This is a genomic window from Acinetobacter sp. NEB 394 (assembly GCF_013374795.1).
GTDB classification, from domain to species: Bacteria; Pseudomonadota; Gammaproteobacteria; order Pseudomonadales; family Moraxellaceae; genus Acinetobacter; species Acinetobacter johnsonii.
This window is the reverse complement of sequence record NZ_CP055277.1, coordinates 3,282,643-3,297,678: the sequence shown is the minus strand read 5'-3', so window position 1 is coordinate 3,297,678 and position 15,036 is coordinate 3,282,643. Positions and strand designations below refer to the sequence as shown.

14 protein-coding genes are annotated in these 15,036 nt (G+C 44.3%); 10 read left to right on the top strand and 4 right to left on the bottom strand.

The window, feature by feature from the left end; genetic code table 11:
- Positions 1-36 precede the first annotated feature (36 nt).
- Positions 37-639 carry a GTP cyclohydrolase II gene (gene ribA / locus HUK62_RS16055; RefSeq protein WP_058870370.1) on the bottom strand — a complete coding sequence of 201 codons (603 nt, stop codon included), beginning with the start codon at positions 637-639 and terminating at the stop codon, positions 37-39.
- A gap of 305 nt (positions 640-944) precedes the next feature.
- On the opposite strand from ribA, the gene dxs reads away from it, so the two are divergent.
- The 8 genes from dxs to HUK62_RS16015 all read left to right on the top strand — a co-directional run bounded on the left by dxs (position 945) and on the right by HUK62_RS16015 (position 10,092).
- Entirely contained in the window at positions 945-2,846 is a 1,902-nt protein-coding gene (gene dxs / locus HUK62_RS16050; RefSeq protein WP_176538341.1) for a 1-deoxy-D-xylulose-5-phosphate synthase, read from the top strand.
- Between the two features lie 116 nt (positions 2,847-2,962).
- Positions 2,963-3,793 carry an inositol monophosphatase family protein gene (locus HUK62_RS16045; RefSeq protein ID WP_004691373.1) on the top strand — a complete coding sequence of 277 codons (831 nt, stop codon included), beginning with the start codon at positions 2,963-2,965 and terminating at the stop codon, positions 3,791-3,793.
- Between the two features lie 751 nt (positions 3,794-4,544).
- The gene (locus HUK62_RS16040) at positions 4,545-6,467 is read left to right on the top strand and encodes a DEAD/DEAH box helicase (RefSeq protein ID WP_004977947.1); all 1,923 of its coding nucleotides are present in this window, start codon (positions 4,545-4,547) and stop codon (positions 6,465-6,467) included.
- Between the two features lie 401 nt (positions 6,468-6,868).
- The gene (locus HUK62_RS16035) at positions 6,869-7,687 is read left to right on the top strand and encodes an ABC transporter ATP-binding protein (protein ID WP_004691369.1); all 819 of its coding nucleotides are present in this window, start codon (positions 6,869-6,871) and stop codon (positions 7,685-7,687) included.
- On the top strand, positions 7,684-8,463 hold the full coding sequence (gene mlaE, locus HUK62_RS16030) for a lipid asymmetry maintenance ABC transporter permease subunit MlaE (protein WP_004691368.1): 780 nt from the start codon (positions 7,684-7,686) through the stop codon (positions 8,461-8,463). Before HUK62_RS16035 ends, mlaE begins: the two co-directional genes overlap by 4 nt.
- On the top strand, positions 8,463-9,137 hold the full coding sequence (locus tag HUK62_RS16025) for an outer membrane lipid asymmetry maintenance protein MlaD (RefSeq protein WP_176538340.1): 675 nt from the start codon (positions 8,463-8,465) through the stop codon (positions 9,135-9,137). The genes mlaE and HUK62_RS16025 overlap by 1 nt, the downstream gene beginning before the upstream one ends.
- A 20-nt stretch (positions 9,138-9,157) precedes the next feature.
- Positions 9,158-9,793 (top strand): ABC transporter substrate-binding protein, encoded by a 636-nt coding sequence (locus tag HUK62_RS16020; protein ID WP_004691364.1) that lies wholly within the window; start codon positions 9,158-9,160, stop codon positions 9,791-9,793.
- 11 nt (positions 9,794-9,804) lie between these two features.
- On the top strand, positions 9,805-10,092 hold the full coding sequence (locus HUK62_RS16015; RefSeq protein WP_176538339.1) for an STAS domain-containing protein: 288 nt from the start codon (positions 9,805-9,807) through the stop codon (positions 10,090-10,092).
- Between the two features lie 81 nt (positions 10,093-10,173).
- On the opposite strand, the gene HUK62_RS16010 is transcribed toward HUK62_RS16015, so the two are convergent.
- Complete coding sequence (locus tag HUK62_RS16010) at positions 10,174-11,187, bottom strand: CorA family divalent cation transporter (RefSeq protein ID WP_004691361.1); 1,014 nt, start codon at positions 11,185-11,187, stop codon at positions 10,174-10,176.
- A 152-nt stretch (positions 11,188-11,339) separates the two neighbouring features.
- Between HUK62_RS16010 and HUK62_RS16005 the strand changes: the two genes are divergently transcribed.
- Positions 11,340-11,939 carry a TIGR00730 family Rossman fold protein gene (locus HUK62_RS16005; protein ID WP_176538338.1) on the top strand — a complete coding sequence of 200 codons (600 nt, stop codon included), beginning with the start codon at positions 11,340-11,342 and terminating at the stop codon, positions 11,937-11,939.
- Positions 11,936-12,340 carry an NUDIX domain-containing protein gene (locus HUK62_RS16000; protein ID WP_176538337.1) on the top strand — a complete coding sequence of 135 codons (405 nt, stop codon included), beginning with the start codon at positions 11,936-11,938 and terminating at the stop codon, positions 12,338-12,340. The genes HUK62_RS16005 and HUK62_RS16000 overlap by 4 nt, the downstream gene beginning before the upstream one ends.
- Here HUK62_RS16000 and HUK62_RS15995 read toward each other — a convergent pair whose 3' ends face one another.
- Positions 12,341-12,988: a phosphoribosyltransferase family protein gene (locus HUK62_RS15995; RefSeq protein WP_176538336.1), complete on the bottom strand. Its 648-nt coding sequence runs from the start codon at positions 12,986-12,988 to the stop codon at positions 12,341-12,343.
- Positions 12,975-15,020: an ATP-dependent DNA helicase RecG gene (gene recG, locus HUK62_RS15990; RefSeq protein WP_176538335.1), complete on the bottom strand. Its 2,046-nt coding sequence runs from the start codon at positions 15,018-15,020 to the stop codon at positions 12,975-12,977. Before recG ends, HUK62_RS15995 begins: the two co-directional genes overlap by 14 nt.
- Between the last annotated feature and the right edge of the window lie 16 nt (positions 15,021-15,036).

Sequence of the window (15,036 nt, the reverse complement as noted above, 5' to 3'; positions counted from 1 at the left end):
CCTTTTTCAAGCAGGCTTAGAGTAAGTTTTTAAATTTTAAAAATCATCTTTCTTGTACAAGTGCGCCATGCGTTCATGTTTGGTCTTTAAATATTCTTCATTGAAAGGATTTAAACCGACCGTCAATGGTACACGATCCACCACATTGATCCCTTGCTCTTGCAGTGCTGCAATCTTCAATGGATTGTTGGTAATCAAACGGACTTGTTGAATATTCAAATGATCTAACATAATGCTGACCATGTCATAACGGCGCGCATCGGCAGGGAGGTTGAGCATTAGGTTGGCATCGACTGTGTCATGCCCTTGATCTTGTAGCGCATAAGCACGAATTTTATTGGTCAGCCCAATGCCACGACCTTCTTGGCGCAAATACAGAATCACGCCTTGCCCAGCTTCATTGATCAGTTTTTGTGTGGCTTGCAATTGTGGGCCACAGTCACACTTCAAGGAAGCAAAGGCATCGCCCGTGAGACATTCGGAATGAACACGGACTAAAACGGGTTCTGTGATCGGTTGATCCAAACCTTTTGAGAGTGCAACATGTTCTTCACCGGTCTTAGGATCTTGAAATACGGTGATGTTAAACTCACCAAAAGCAGTCGGTAAACGGGATGTAGCAACAAATTCAATAGGCACAGCTAAACCTGTAAATAGTTCAGAAATTGGCTAAAGTATAGCGTAATGCATCGACATTGGTAGAATTGCATCCATGAATTTATGCAGAAGATTTTCTTTTTTGTATAAAGCGAACGATAATAGTTGATAAATAGTAAGATTATTCAGGATAATCACCTGCACTAAACGAACACCCAGTGAGAGCACTGCTCAAAACTGCATCGCTAGAAATATGGCTGATTGAAGGTGATAGCATTCGACGATATGATCGAATTACCCATTTGACCTAGCTAGATTTGCCAGGCTTTAGAAGGCTTTGCCATATTATGTTGTATACAGAAATACCAGCTCATCGCCCTGTAACACCGTTGTTGGATACGATTGATCATCCTCAACAACTTCGCTCGCTTGAGCAAAGTCAATTAGCACAAGTGGCAGACGAGCTACGTCAATTTATTCTGTATGCCGCAGGACAAAGTGGGGGACACTTTGGTGCAAACCTCGGTGTAGTCGAGCTCACCGTGGCATTACATTATTGCTTTAACACACCGAATGACCGCTTAATTTGGGATGTCGGTCATCAAGCTTATCCGCATAAAGCCTTGACGGGCCGCCGTGAACAGCTCACGACTATTCGTGCTAAAGATGGTTTGGCTGCCTTTCCTGCGCGTGATGAATCGGTGTTTGATACCTTTGGAGTCGGACATTCTTCGACTGCGATTTCAGCAGGGCTAGGTATGGCGCTGGCACGTCGTTATCAAAACAATCCATGTGAAGTGGTCGCGATCATTGGTGATGGGGCGATGACAGCGGGTATGGCCTTTGAAGCTATGAACGATGCAGTCGCGCATGATGCTGACCTGATAGTGGTGCTAAATGACAACGATATGTCGATTTCATGCAGCACAGGTGGTTTTGCTAAACATTTGGCTTCGATTTGGGAGAGTGGTCAGTCCATTAATATTTCAGCGGATGGCGAAGCTTATGTGCAGCCACACCCTGAGTGGACCTATAACTCACGCTTACATAGCGCAGCGACAGATGCGGCCGACAACGTATTCAAAGCGATTGGTTTTGATTACTTTGGGCCTTTTGATGGGCACGAAGTCGAGCAGTTGACACAAGTCTTTACCGCATTAAAAAAACGTAAAGGGCCACGTTTAATTCATGTCTATACCAAAAAAGGCAAAGGCTTCGCCCCTGCTGAAGCTGACCAAATCAAATATCATGCGATTACAAAAATAAATGCCAAGTCTGCTCCACAAACGGCGCCCAAATATTCAGATGTCTTTGGTCAATGGTTATGTGATGAAGCCGCACAAGATGAGCGTTTACTGGCGATTACCCCTGCCATGTGCGAAGGCTCAGGTATGGTGGGTTTTGCCAAACAGTATCCACAGCGTTTTTTTGATGTCGCGATTGCAGAACAGCATGCCGTGACTTTGGCGGCGGGTATGGCGTGTGAAGGCTTAAAACCTGTGGTGGCCATTTACTCGACTTTCTTGCAGCGCGGCTATGATCAATTGATTCATGATGTGGCCCTGCAAAATCTAGATGTTACCTTTGGTATCGATCGTGCAGGTTTAGTGGGTGAAGATGGCCCGACTCATGCTGGGGCCTATGACTATGCCTTTATGCGCACCGTACCGAACCTGGTGATTATGGCGCCTAAAGACGAAAATGAATGTCGTCAAATGTTGCATACTGCTTATTTATATAATGGTCCTGCTGCAGTGCGTTACCCGCGTGGCAATGGTCTCGGTGTTGAAATTCAACAACAGATGACCCCGATGGAAATTGGTCAGGCTGAAATTGTAGCGAGCTTTAATGATGCCCAAGACGACGTTATTAGCATTCTCGCTTTTGGTAGTCGTGTTCAGGTCGCAGTAGAGGCAGCACAGAAATTAGCTGAACAAGATTTGGCGGTTCGTGTGGTGAATATGCGCTTTGTTAAACCGCTTGATGAAAAGATGATAGCGACTTTAGCACCATCAACGGTTTTATTTGTTACGGTTGAAGAACATGCTGTGATGGCGGGTGCGGGTAGTGCGGTCAATGAATATTTGGCACAGGCTCAAATCATGAAACCGATGTTAAATCTCGGTTTAGCGGATATATTCATGCATCAAGCCACACATGCGCAAATGTTACATCAGGCAGGACTAGATGCAGAAGGCATTGAAAGTTCGGTGCGCCAGGCATGGTCAAAACTTGTACATATGGTTTAAGCGCCGTTTTTAAATTTTAGAAACATTTTTTCCCTAAAAGCCCCGATCTTTGATAAGATGCGCGGGCTTTTATGCATTATTCTTTATCAATATCTTCAAATTGTAGTGGGTGTTCAATGGAACCTATGGTGGTGATGGCTGCGCGTGCGGCTCAATTAGTCGGTCAAGAGCTTTTAAAAGCGCATCAAAATCGTCATAAGCTCGATCTACAAGTCGAAGAAAAAGGAATTGATGGTCCTGTAACGCGTGTAGACCGTTATTTGGAACAATTGGCTATCGATACCCTACGTAAAAGCTATAAAAATCACAGCTTCCTTGGTGAAGAGTTTGGTTTTCAAGAAGGTAAAGGTCACGACGCAGATTGGTGTTGGATCATCGACCCACTTGATGGCACTCTAAACTTCATTAACGGTGTTCCTCACTTCTGTATCTCTATTGCAGTTCAACATAAAGGCATTACTCAACATGGCGTAATTTACGACCCTGTGAAAGATGAGTTGTTCTCTGCAAGTCGTGGTCGTGGTGCCATGATGAACCAACGCCGTATTCGTGTAAATGTGAAAGACAGCCTTGAAAATACATTCATGTCTGTGGGTCATGCTTACCGTGCAAAACGTAATGGTGAAGTGATTTCTTATGCAAAAAATCATTTTGATTCATTGTTAAATGTGACTGAAGCTGGCGCGCAATACCGTCGTACAGGTTCTGCAGCATTAGATTTGGCATATGTTGCAGCAGGTCGTTTCGATGCGTACTTCGAACTTGGCTTAAAGCCTTGGGATATCGCAGCTGGTGAGTTGATCGTGAAAGAAGCGGGCGGTACAGTAGTTGATGCACGTGGTGGTAGCGAATCTATGGAAAATGGCCAAGTACTGGCATGTTCTATGAAAATGTTGAAACCTCTGATGAAAGCAGTTGTACCTGCTTGGGGTGAAGCTGCTAAGTAATAGCATGTAGATTGTGTTTTAAGACATTGAAAAAGCCCTCAGAAGAGGGCTTTTTCTTTGATATGGATGAAAAAAAATAAAGGTCTTTGTGGTGATTTACTTTCTGGCTTTAACCTCTATAGATTGTAAAACATAGGCTGTGCCAGATTCTGATTACCTCTTAATGAAGATCACGCTATACAGAAATAAAGCGGGTTAAAATTAACCACTGTATAGATACCTATTTAAGCTTGTTGTGTCTAATGTTTATGACAGGTCAGATAGCATGTCAAATCACGGCAGCATTAGAGCAAGAGCTAGTACAATTAATTGCGTCATATGGCTGATAGTTGAGGAAAGAGCAAAGAATACTATTCAATATTTTTCTAGATGGTCAAAAAAATTAAAGTGAAAACCTGCATTTATTCAATCTTTGAGGAAAATATTGTATCAATTTCACGAAAAGAGGTGACTTTTAAAAATATCCTGCTATACTCCGCCCACGCACTAAATTTCGTTCATTACCTGAACATTCTCTTCTATCATTGTGTATGCGCGTCCGGTCCAAAGAGAGGACATTATTTCGCGCCCCACCCAATCGCTTAAGCGATTCCTTCAGGTTGCGGCTGTAATCAAATGTGCGTTATACGCATCGTCGTTCTCGGATCGCCGCTGATTCTATATTTTCAGCGATTATTGCTGTGCCGCTTTTTGCCGATGTCCATCAGACCATATATTTAATGGAGCACCCATTTTTCGGGTGAAATACTCTATGAGCAAAACTTTTGCTGATTTTCCTTTACATGAATCGTTACAACAAGCTTTACAAAGCTTAGGTTTTACTTCTCCTACGCCTGTACAGGAACAATCGATTCCTGCAGCTTTAGAAGGTAAAGACCTTTTAGTATCTAGCCAAACAGGTTCAGGTAAAACTGCAGCGTTCTTACTTCCAACGTTAAACGCACTTGCAGCCCAAGAGACTTTCGTTCCGTTCAAAGAACGTATGAAAGCAATTACACAACCGAATATTTTGGTTCTTTGCCCAACTCGTGAGTTAGCGCAGCAAGTAAGCCAAGACGCGATTGGTTTTGTCCGTCACATGAAAGGTGCACGTATTGCAGCAATCATGGGTGGTATGCCGTTTGGTAAGCAAATCCAACAGTTAAAAGGTGCGCAAGTTGTTGTTGCAACACCAGGTCGTTTACTTGACCTTGTAAACCGTCGTCAAATTAAATTAGACCAAGTTGATGCGCTTATTGTTGACGAAGCAGACCGTATGCTTGATCTAGGTTTCTCTGAAGACTTAGAAGCAATTAGCGATCTTGCTGCAAACCGTAAACAGACTTTAATGTTCTCTGCAACATTTGCTGGTCGTATCATTACACTTGCTGAACGCATGATGAATGATCCACAACGTATTGCAATCGAAACTGGTCACTCTACGAATACTGACATCACTCAGACTTTACACTGGACTGATGGCTTTGAGCACAAGAAAAAATTACTAACGCATTGGTTAAGTGCTGAAGATGTAGATCAAGCTGTTGTCTTTGCTTCTACTCAAGAAGACACAGATATGTTGGCTGAAGAACTTGCTGAAGCAGGTTTATCAGTTGTAGCACTTCATGGTGCTATGCCACAAACTGTGCGTAACCGTCGTTTACGTAGCATCCGTGAAGGTCGTGCAAAAATTTTAGTTGCAACCGACGTTGCTGCACGTGGTCTTGACGTACCAACTATTTCACACGTAATCAACTTCGGTCTTCCAATGAAGAACGAAGACTATGTACACCGTATTGGTCGTACAGGTCGTGCGGGTCGTACTGGTAAAGCAATCACTTTAGCAACTTACCGTGAACGCGGTAAAATCCGTGCTTTAGAAGATTTCTTAGATGCGCGTTTGAATGTATCTGAAATTGAAGGCCTTGAGCCATCTCCACCTCCTGCACGCGGTAGTCGTGATGGCGGCGGTCGTGGTCGTGATGGTCGTGGTCGTGATGGCGGCGGTCGTGGTCGCGGTGGTTTCGGTGGTCGCGATGGCGGCGGTCGTGCTCGTTTCGAAGGTGAGTCTAACTTTAAACGTCGTGAAGGTGGTGATGACCGTCCACGTCGTAGCTACGATGACAAACCTCGTGGTGATCGTCCATCATTTGGTGGTGAAGATCGTCCACGTCGTGAGTTTAATAATGATCGTCCACGTCGTGAAGGCGGTTTCGGTGATCGTCCACAACGTTCTTTTGATGACCGTCCAAAACGTGATTTTGGTGATCGTCCAGCGCCACGTCGTGAAGGCGGTTTCGGTGATCGTCCGCAACGTTCTTTTGATGATCGTCCAAAGCGTGAATTCAACTCTGATCGTCCACGTCGCGAAGGCGGTTTCAACGATAAACCACGTTTTGACTCGAATGATGACAACCGCGGTAACCGTGTAGACTACAAACCACGTCGTGAAGGTTCTTTTGGTGACCGTCCAAAACGTGATTTTGGTGATCGTCCAGCGCCACGTCGTGAAGGTGGTTTTGGTGACCGTCCACAACGTTCTTTTGGTGATGACCGTCCAAAACGTACTTTCGGTGGTGAAGACCGTCCTAAGCGTACTTTTGGTGGCGAAGACCGTCCGAAGCGTGAATTTAATTCAGATCGTCCACGTACTGAAGGTGGTTTTGACCGCCCACGTCGTAAGTTTAACGACTAAGTCTGAATGAATAAAAAAACCAGTGGAAACACTGGTTTTTTTTGTCTACGGCTGTAAAAAAATAAATTAAAATGTATACTGAGTCATATTTTAATTGTATTGATAATAATGATGCACAATAATGAGGTTGAATCAATCGCCACACTCTCTGACTTGAAAGAGGTCAATATGGCACATTATCTCGGACTCTTTTTGCTTATTTGCAACATTCTTTTCTTTGTCTATAGTCGTTATGGATGAAGCAATTCATCTTATGTAGCTTGTTTTCGCCGTTCAAATAAATATAAATACAACCAACTGAAATCAATTCGTGCACAAAATTAGACACGGAATACGCTAACATATCGTTTTTTAATCCTTTATAGTATGCATGCTGAAAAAATGCAGGAAAACGCACAGCTATGAATAATCAAGCGCCTCTGACTGCTCAAGCCCTCATTGAGGTCAAAGACCTGAGCTTTAAGCGAGGGGAACGTGTCATTTATGATCAGGTCAATTTAAAAATTCGACAAGGTCAAATTACGGGCATTATGGGACCATCGGGTACAGGTAAAACCACTTTACTACGTTTAATTGGCGGTCAATTGACGCCTGACCAAGGTGAAGTGCTTTTTGATGGGCAAAATATTGCGAAAATGTCACGCAAAGAGTTATTCGCTGCGCGTGCGCGTATGGGTATGCTTTTTCAAAGTGGCGCATTGTTTACCGATATGTCGGTTTATGAAAATGTGGCCTTTCCGATAAGAGCACATACCAAGCTGCCTGAGCATTTACTGTCAGAAATTATATCTTTAAAACTAGAATCTGTCGGTTTACGTGGCGCAGAACAGATGATGCCTTCTGAGCTCTCAGGCGGGATGAACCGTCGTGTGGCTTTGGCACGTGCAATTGCGCTAGATCCTGAGCTGATCATGTACGATGAGCCATTTGCAGGACAAGATCCAATTGTGAAGGGTGTACTTACACGTCTGATTCGGTCATTGCGAGAAGCTCTTGATTTAACAACAATTATTGTCTCGCATGACGTGGCTGAAACTTTATCGATCGCAGACTATATCTATGTTGTTGCAGAAGGTAAGGTACAAGGTGAAGGCACGCCTGAACAGTTGCAGGCGAATGCCTCTCCATTTGTTAAACAGTTTTTAACAGGTGCAGTTGAAGGGCCTGTCGATTATCAATTTAGCCATAAGGCATATCTAAACACTGAGGTGCAAGCATGAATGCGATAGCACTCTTAGGTCGACGCGTGATTGAACGGGTTCGCGGCATTGGTGTTGCCAGCCTGATGTTATTACAAATTTTATTTTCGATGCCCACTGCTTTAGGTGTTCGGTTATTTGTTTACCAAATGTACCGCGTTGGGGTGTTATCACTGCTCATTATTGTGGTGTCAGGGCTATTTATTGGTGCGGTACTGGGCTTACAGATGTATAGCATCTTGGTGACCTTTGGTAGTGAAGCGATGCTGGGTACAGCAGTTGCTTTGACCTTACTTCGTGAGTTAGCCCCTGTGGTTGCAGCATTGCTGTTTGCAGGTCGTGCGGGTTCTGCATTGACGGCTGAGATTGGCTTAATGAAAGCTACAGAGCAGTTGTCCAGTATGGAAATGATCGGGGTTGATCCACTTAAACGTGTAATTTCACCGCGACTTTGGGCAGGTATTTTTAGTTTGCCGATGTTGTCTGTCATCTTCGCTGCGGTGGGGATTATGGGCGGTAAAATGGTGGGTGTAGACTTCTTGGGTGCAGATGAAGGCTCTTACTGGAGTGGCATTCAAAGTAGCGTAGAGTTCTATAAAGATGTCCTGAATGGCACTATCATTAAAAGTTTTGTTTTTGCTTTAATTTGTACATGGATTGCGGTGTATCAAGGCTATGCCTGTGAACCGACATCTGAAGGTATTGCGACATCAACCACACGCACTGTGGTGTATTCATCGCTCTGTGTTTTAGGTTTTGATTTTGTGTTGACTGCGGTCATGTTTGGAGGTGTTTAATGAAATCACGTGCAAGTGAGCTGGCAGTCGGCATATTTGTCATTTTATTCGGTATCGCTTTGTTCTTTATTGCGATGCGAGTGAGTGGTTTGGTGGGATCAAATCTCAGTGATCGCTATGAAATGAGTGCAACCTTCGATAACGTAAATGGTTTAAAACCACGTGCGAAAGTGACGATGAGTGGGGTAAAAATTGGTCAAGTCGATCAAATAAGCTTAGACCCTGTGACACGTTTAGCGACGGTTTCTTTTTCTTTGGATGGTAAATTAACGACCTTTAATCCAGCACAACTCAAAGAAGTTGAAAACAATGCACTTGAAGAGCTTCGTTACAGTAGCGACTATACCGCTGCGGATGCTGCGCAACAAAAAGAAATGGAAAAGCAACTTATTGCGAACATGAAGTCCATCACTAGCATTGATGAAGATGCTTATATTATGGTGGCAACCAATGGTCTGCTCGGTGAGAAGTACTTGAAAATTGTTCCAGGGGGTGGTTTGAACTACGTGAAACGTGGTGAAAGCATTGGCAATACCCAAGGCACAATGGACCTAGAAGACTTAATTACTAAATTTATTACGGGCGGTGCAGGTAAATCGAAAGATGCTTCAGCAACAACTGAGCAACCTGAAACCGCTGAAACAGCAGATGCCAATGTGTCATTTGTTGAATGATTTGAAGAGGACCAATTGTAGTGAATACTTTATTGAAACAAACACTGACAGCTAGCATTTTAACTACAATGTTTGCAGGTACTGCTTTTGCAGCACCAAGTGAAGCACCACCTGCTTTTGTTAAAAAAGTGGCAGATGGATTGATTGCGCGTTTAAAAGCGGATCATGCCAAGCTACAAAACAACCCAGCTGCGGTGAAAACGATTGTTCGTCAAAACTTAGACCCTTATGTGGATTCACAAGCGTTTTCTCGTATTGTGATGGGGACTTATGCAACCAATCAATACAGTACAGCTGCACAACGCGCGAAGTTTGAGAATAATTTCCGTGAAACACTGATTGAAAACTACGGTACTGCATTCGCGAAATTCAGCAATCAGACATATACCATCCGTCCGTATAAAGAAACCAATAGCAAAAACCCTGTGGTGACGATCGACTTTAATAACAAAGGCGAAAAAATCCCAGTGTCTTTCCAGTTGGCGGATAAAGGCAACCAATGGAAAATCCGTAATATCAATGTGTCGGGTATTGACCTTGGTTTACAGTTCCGTAATCAGTTCGCGGCAACGGTTAAACGTAATGGCGGCGATCTAGATAAAGCGATTGCAAACTTCCAACCTGATGCAGAAGCAGCGGTTGAAAAGAAAAAATAAGTAGGTGAAAGGTGATTAACTTTAGCAATCAGGAAATGCAGCTTTCAGGTCAGATTACATATGACAATGCTGAAAGTTACTATCAACAAGGTTTGAAGGTGATTCAGTCACAGTCTTATCCTGTGGTGGTGAATCTGGCACAGCTTGAGCATGGTAGTACATTGGCACTGGCAGTTTTGGTGCGTTGGTTGCGTCAAACACCCGATGCACGTAGTTTACATTTTAAAGCTGTACCTGAAAAAATGATGAAAGTGATTCAAGCCTGTCATTTACAGGATGACTTAAAGTTAATCCCTTAAATAAAAAAAGCACCCTACGGTGCTTTTTTTATATGTTGCGTTTCTTAAATCTATTTTGAAAAGTAATGTCTTAACGTGTACTCAAATCCATTTTTTCCAGCGGAAGTAAATGAGCGGACCAATCAGGAACGCCATTAAGATCAGGCTAACCACAATAAAACTGGTGCCGCCTTTGGCAAAAGGCAACACGTCGGTGTTCATGCCGTAAATACTGGCAATCAGCATTGGTGGAGCGAGCATACTGGGTAAGATAGAGAAGCGACGAATCGTGTCATTCTGCTCGGTGTTAATGAAGCCTGAGGTGGTGTCCAGTAAGAATCGCACTTTTTGGAATAAGAAGGCATCGTGCTCAACCAGTGAGCGAACGTCTTCACTGAGCTCTCGAATGTCTGCATCATAAATATGACTGCCTAAAGCACGTGGGCGTGATAGAAAGGTCAGTACACGGCGTAAGTCAATCAAACACAGCTGTGCTTTTCCAAGCATATCTTCCAAGTGTGCCAGACGGGTAATCATGTCATCTAAGTCGAGAATCATCTCGCGGTGACGGTTATTCAGCACTTCTGTGGAATACTTTTCCAAGTCCTTGTGGATATCTTCTAAGATATCCGCAAGCTCGTCCAGCTTCGCCTCGAGTAAACCGAGTAAGATCCACGTTGGATCTTTATAGTCGATTTCGTAGTCATTGCGGCGCGCACGCGCACGAAAGGCACGGAACGCTACCAGTTTTTCCCCGCGAAGGGTAAAGAGACGTTCTTTATGTAAAATGAAAGCGACAGTTTGTACCGTGGCAAGGGCACCGCTGCTTTCTTCAGGCTCACCATCGACTTGATAGTTTTTATTTTTCGTTAAAAAATACGTACTGATATGCAAAATACCGTCGTCATCACGGTAGAATCGAGCTGAAGATGAAATGTCTTCGAGTGATTTTAGCGTAGGTAAATTTTGTTCATATGCATCTAAAATCCACTGTTGTTCTTCTTGGGAGGGAGCAATGAGGTCAAGCCAGACCAAATCGGGCTGAAGATCGAAATCGCCATTAATGGTGATGTCTTCTAAGCTACCGCGCTCTGTGGCGTAAAAGGCTTCAAGCATGCCGTCTTTCTCCTTTGCGCAGTAATGGTTGAAGTGGATGGGTGTATTTTAGACAAGGATTGCAATAAAAACACTGATCGAATGGTTAAATTGCTAAAAAATATCCATTCATTTTAGTGAAGTTGCATGACAATTAAATATCAGAGTAAAAAATGACAAATTCAATTGCGATCTTTTGTGGTTCCGCATTAGGTTCAGATCAAATCTTTTCCGAAACAGCACGTCAGGTTGGACACACCATTGCAGAACAAGGCAAAACCTTGGTCTATGGTGGTGGTCGTTCGGGCTTAATGGGTATTGTGGCAGACAGTGCTTTAGAGGCAGGCGGTCAAGTGATTGGTGTGATTCCACACGTGTTGGTGGATCGTGAGTTGGCGCATCAAGGCCTGACCGAGTTACATGTCGTCAAAGACATGCAAGAGCGGAAACTGAAAATGTCAGCTTTGTCGGATGGATTTATTGCAATGCCAGGCGGCGCAGGGACTTTAGAAGAAATCTTTGAACAATGGACATGGGCGCAGCTCGGTATTCATCTTAAGCCGAATGCCTTTTTAAATGTAAATGGCTTTTATGATGATTTACTTAAATTTCTGAAGATGACCACCGACAAAGGTTTTACCCATGCACGTTTTACCGATAGCCTGATTGTGTCGGATTCGGTCAGAGCAATTTTAAAGCAGATGGATCAGTTCCAAGCACCTGAGCCGAAGTGGGGCATGGTTGATCCTGAGCTGTTGGATGTCAAAGCATGAAGGTGATTACGGTCGCTGCGGCTATTATTGTGAATGAACAGCAGCAGCTTTTGTTGGTGCGTAAGCAGAACACCGCATGTTTTATGCAAGTGGGTGGTAAGCTTGAGCCCAATGAAGCACCTGAGCAAACCATGCTGCGTGAGATTCGGGAGGAAATTGGAAGTGATGCGACGATTGAACAGTTTGTTGGTCGTTTTGAAACAGCCACCGCCAATGAACCTGATTTTAAATTGGTCAGCTATGTTTACCATGTTCAGCTTCAGCAAGCGCCACAAATTGCGGCTGAAATTGCAGAGATGAAATGGGTCAGTTTGAATGACCAGCAGACTGCACTTGCACCGCTGACCACTGAGGTGGTCATGCCATGGGTACGTGAACATTTGCTGATTGACGTAGTCTAATTATTTTAGTGCATAGGCAATACACGCGGCGCTGATTTTATGACAACCCAATTGTTCAAGCTGTAAAGTCAGTGCCTGAATCGAGCTGCCTGTGGTCACGACATCATCCAAAATCAAAACACGTCGGTAGCGTTTTGCATACTGGCGTTGCTGTGGATCGATTTTAAACTGTTGATGAATTTGATCTAAGCGTTCCAGTCGACTGAGTCCTTTTTGTGAATGTTGATGCAGTCGTATCACAGGCTGCCAAATGGGAACATTGAACTGCTTGGCTAAGTCTTTGGCGAGGATCATTGATTGGTTATAGCCACGTTCGGCTAAACGCTGGCTCGAAATCGGCATTGGAACAATTGCTTGCACTTTAGGGAAGCGAATTTGCTGAAGAATGCCAGACAGTAGAGGCTGCCAATGCAGTTGTTGTTCATATTTGAACTGCTGAATCAGATGGTCTAAAGGATATTGATACTGCCCTGCGACATGAATACTCAGCTCTTGTTTTTCAATGGTCTGTGGATGCAGTGGGAGTTGTTGCCAGCAATCCAAACAGACCGAGTGCAGATCTGCGCGTACAATGCCACACAACTGACAAGGCTGAGCTTTGTGTAGCAACTGTTTGGCGGTGTGCCGTAAATGACTAAACATAGGCATAGCGTGGTGCTTCAGGCAGCCAGCGTTTTAGTAAGGCTTCAGCATTTCTGGGATAGTCTTTTAAAATCTGAGCTGCGACATAATGTGCCTGATTGAGCAAATGATTATCACGTTCCAGTTTGGCTACACGAAAGCCCATATCACCTGTTTGTTTGGTACCAAGCAATTCACCGGGACCGCGGATTTCCAAATCTTTTTCGGCAATTAAAAAGCCATCATTGGTTTCACGCATGATGCGTAGGCGTTCTTGTCCATTTTGAGATAGTGGGCTTTTATATAACAGTGCACAAAAACTAGCTTTGGCACCTCGACCAACACGGCCACGTAATTGGTGTAATTGAGAGAGTCCTAAACGTTCCGCATTTTCAATCACCATGATTGAGGCATTCGGTACATCGACCCCCACTTCAATCACTGTGGTCGCAATCAAGAGTTGTAACTCATTGGCTTTAAACTGTTGCATTACTGCTTGCTTTTCATCGGCTTTCATTTTGCCATGTACAAGACCAATGTTGAGCTCGGGGAAGCGTTCTTTAATTTCTAAATACGTCGCTTCAGCAGCTTGAGCATCTAAGGTTTCAGACTCTTCAACTAAGGTGCAGACCCAGTAGGCTTGTTTGCCTTCTAGACAGTTGCTGGCAATACGCTGTAGGACTTCTTCACGGCGGTCGAGTGGAATAGTCACGGTTTGAATTGGCGTTCGTCCAGGAGGGAGTTCATCAATCACGGACGTGTCTAAGTCACCATAGGCGGACATGGCTAAAGTTCGTGGAATAGGGGTTGCTGTCATGACCAATTGATGTGGGGTCATATTCTGCGCGCCTTTATTGCGCAGGGCTAAACGCTGATCGACCCCGAAGCGGTGCTGCTCATCAATAATGACTAATCCAAGTTTGGCAAAGCGGACATTGTCTTGAAACAGGGCGTGTGTACCCACCACCAGATGCGCTGTGCCATCAACTATGGCTTGTTCGGCTGCGGCACGGGCTTTGCCTTTTTGTTTACCTGAAAGCCAAGATACACTGAGTCCCAAAGGCTCAAACCATTTTTTAAAATTGAGATAATGTTGTTCCGCCAAAATTTCAGTCGGTGCCATTAACGCCACTTGCCAACCTTCTTCTAAGACATGGCAGGCTGCGACGCCTGCGACCAAGGTTTTGCCTGCACCGACATCGCCTTGAACCAAACGTAACATCGGTTTATTGAGTTTTAAGTCTTGTACGATTTCTTTGGAGACACGCTTTTGTGCATTGGTCATTTCAAAGGGCAAGCTGCTGAGCAGTTGTTTGGCAAACTGACGACTGGTAGAAATACGCGGCGCTTCAATCTGTTGGATATAGGCACGACGGCTTAATAGACTGACCTGATGCGCAACCAACTCTTCAAAAATCAAACGTTGCTGGGCAGGGTGTGAGCCTTGGCTTAGTTGTAGCATATTGGCATCTACAGGAGGATGATGGATGTAGTCCAATGCCTGTTTAAGTGCATAGCCATTGGTAAATTTTGCGGGTAGCAGTTCAGGTAAATCATCACTGTGCTTGGCTAAAGCCTGTTTGATGTATTCACGAAACTTAGGTTGCGTCAGCCCTTCTGTGCTGGGATAAATCGCAGTCAGTTGAGTTTGTGGAAGGGGTGTATGCTCTGTAATGAGTTGAATTTCGGGGTGATACATTTCCAGACCACGCGCACCCACACGGACTTCACCAAAAATACGCAGACGGTTGCCAACCTTTGCGCGATCCGTTAAGCCTTTATAAATATGGTAAAAGCGCAAAGTCACTTTGCCAAAGTCGTCTTGCAGTCCAATCGCCATGGATTTTCGCTTACCCGGTGGAAAGTCCACACCTTGAATCGTACCTTCGAGTAAGTAGCTACGCCCAACCGTTAATTGGTTCATGGGGATGATCGTGCTACGATCTTCATAGTCTCGTGGCAGATGAAACAGCAGATCATCTGTAGTGAAGAGATTCAACTTTTCAAGTAGTGCAGCAGAGGCAGCTCCGACCCCCTGCAACTGATGGACTGCAGCCATGTCCCCTCAACTTTGT

What these genes read in the sequence shown, in the direction of transcription:
- mlaE (WP_004691368.1), top strand. Translation starts at nt 7,684, where the DNA reads ATGAATGCGATAGCACTCTTAGGTCGACGCGTGATTGAACGGGTTCGC.
- HUK62_RS16025 (WP_176538340.1), top strand. Translation starts at nt 8,463, where the DNA reads ATGAAATCACGTGCAAGTGAGCTGGCAGTCGGCATATTTGTCATTTTA.
- HUK62_RS16000 (WP_176538337.1), top strand. Translation starts at nt 11,936, where the DNA reads ATGAAGGTGATTACGGTCGCTGCGGCTATTATTGTGAATGAACAGCAG.
- HUK62_RS16045 (WP_004691373.1), top strand. Translation starts at nt 2,963, where the DNA reads ATGGAACCTATGGTGGTGATGGCTGCGCGTGCGGCTCAATTAGTCGGT.
- HUK62_RS16010 (WP_004691361.1), bottom strand. Translation starts at nt 11,187, where the DNA reads ATGCTTGAAGCCTTTTACGCCACAGAGCGCGGTAGCTTAGAAGACATC.
- HUK62_RS16040 (WP_004977947.1), top strand. Translation starts at nt 4,545, where the DNA reads ATGAGCAAAACTTTTGCTGATTTTCCTTTACATGAATCGTTACAACAA.
- HUK62_RS16035 (WP_004691369.1), top strand. Translation starts at nt 6,869, where the DNA reads ATGAATAATCAAGCGCCTCTGACTGCTCAAGCCCTCATTGAGGTCAAA.
- dxs (WP_176538341.1), top strand. Translation starts at nt 945, where the DNA reads ATGTTGTATACAGAAATACCAGCTCATCGCCCTGTAACACCGTTGTTG.
- HUK62_RS16005 (WP_176538338.1), top strand. Translation starts at nt 11,340, where the DNA reads ATGACAAATTCAATTGCGATCTTTTGTGGTTCCGCATTAGGTTCAGAT.
- recG (WP_176538335.1), bottom strand. Translation starts at nt 15,020, where the DNA reads ATGGCTGCAGTCCATCAGTTGCAGGGGGTCGGAGCTGCCTCTGCTGCA.
- HUK62_RS15995 (WP_176538336.1), bottom strand. Translation starts at nt 12,988, where the DNA reads ATGCCTATGTTTAGTCATTTACGGCACACCGCCAAACAGTTGCTACAC.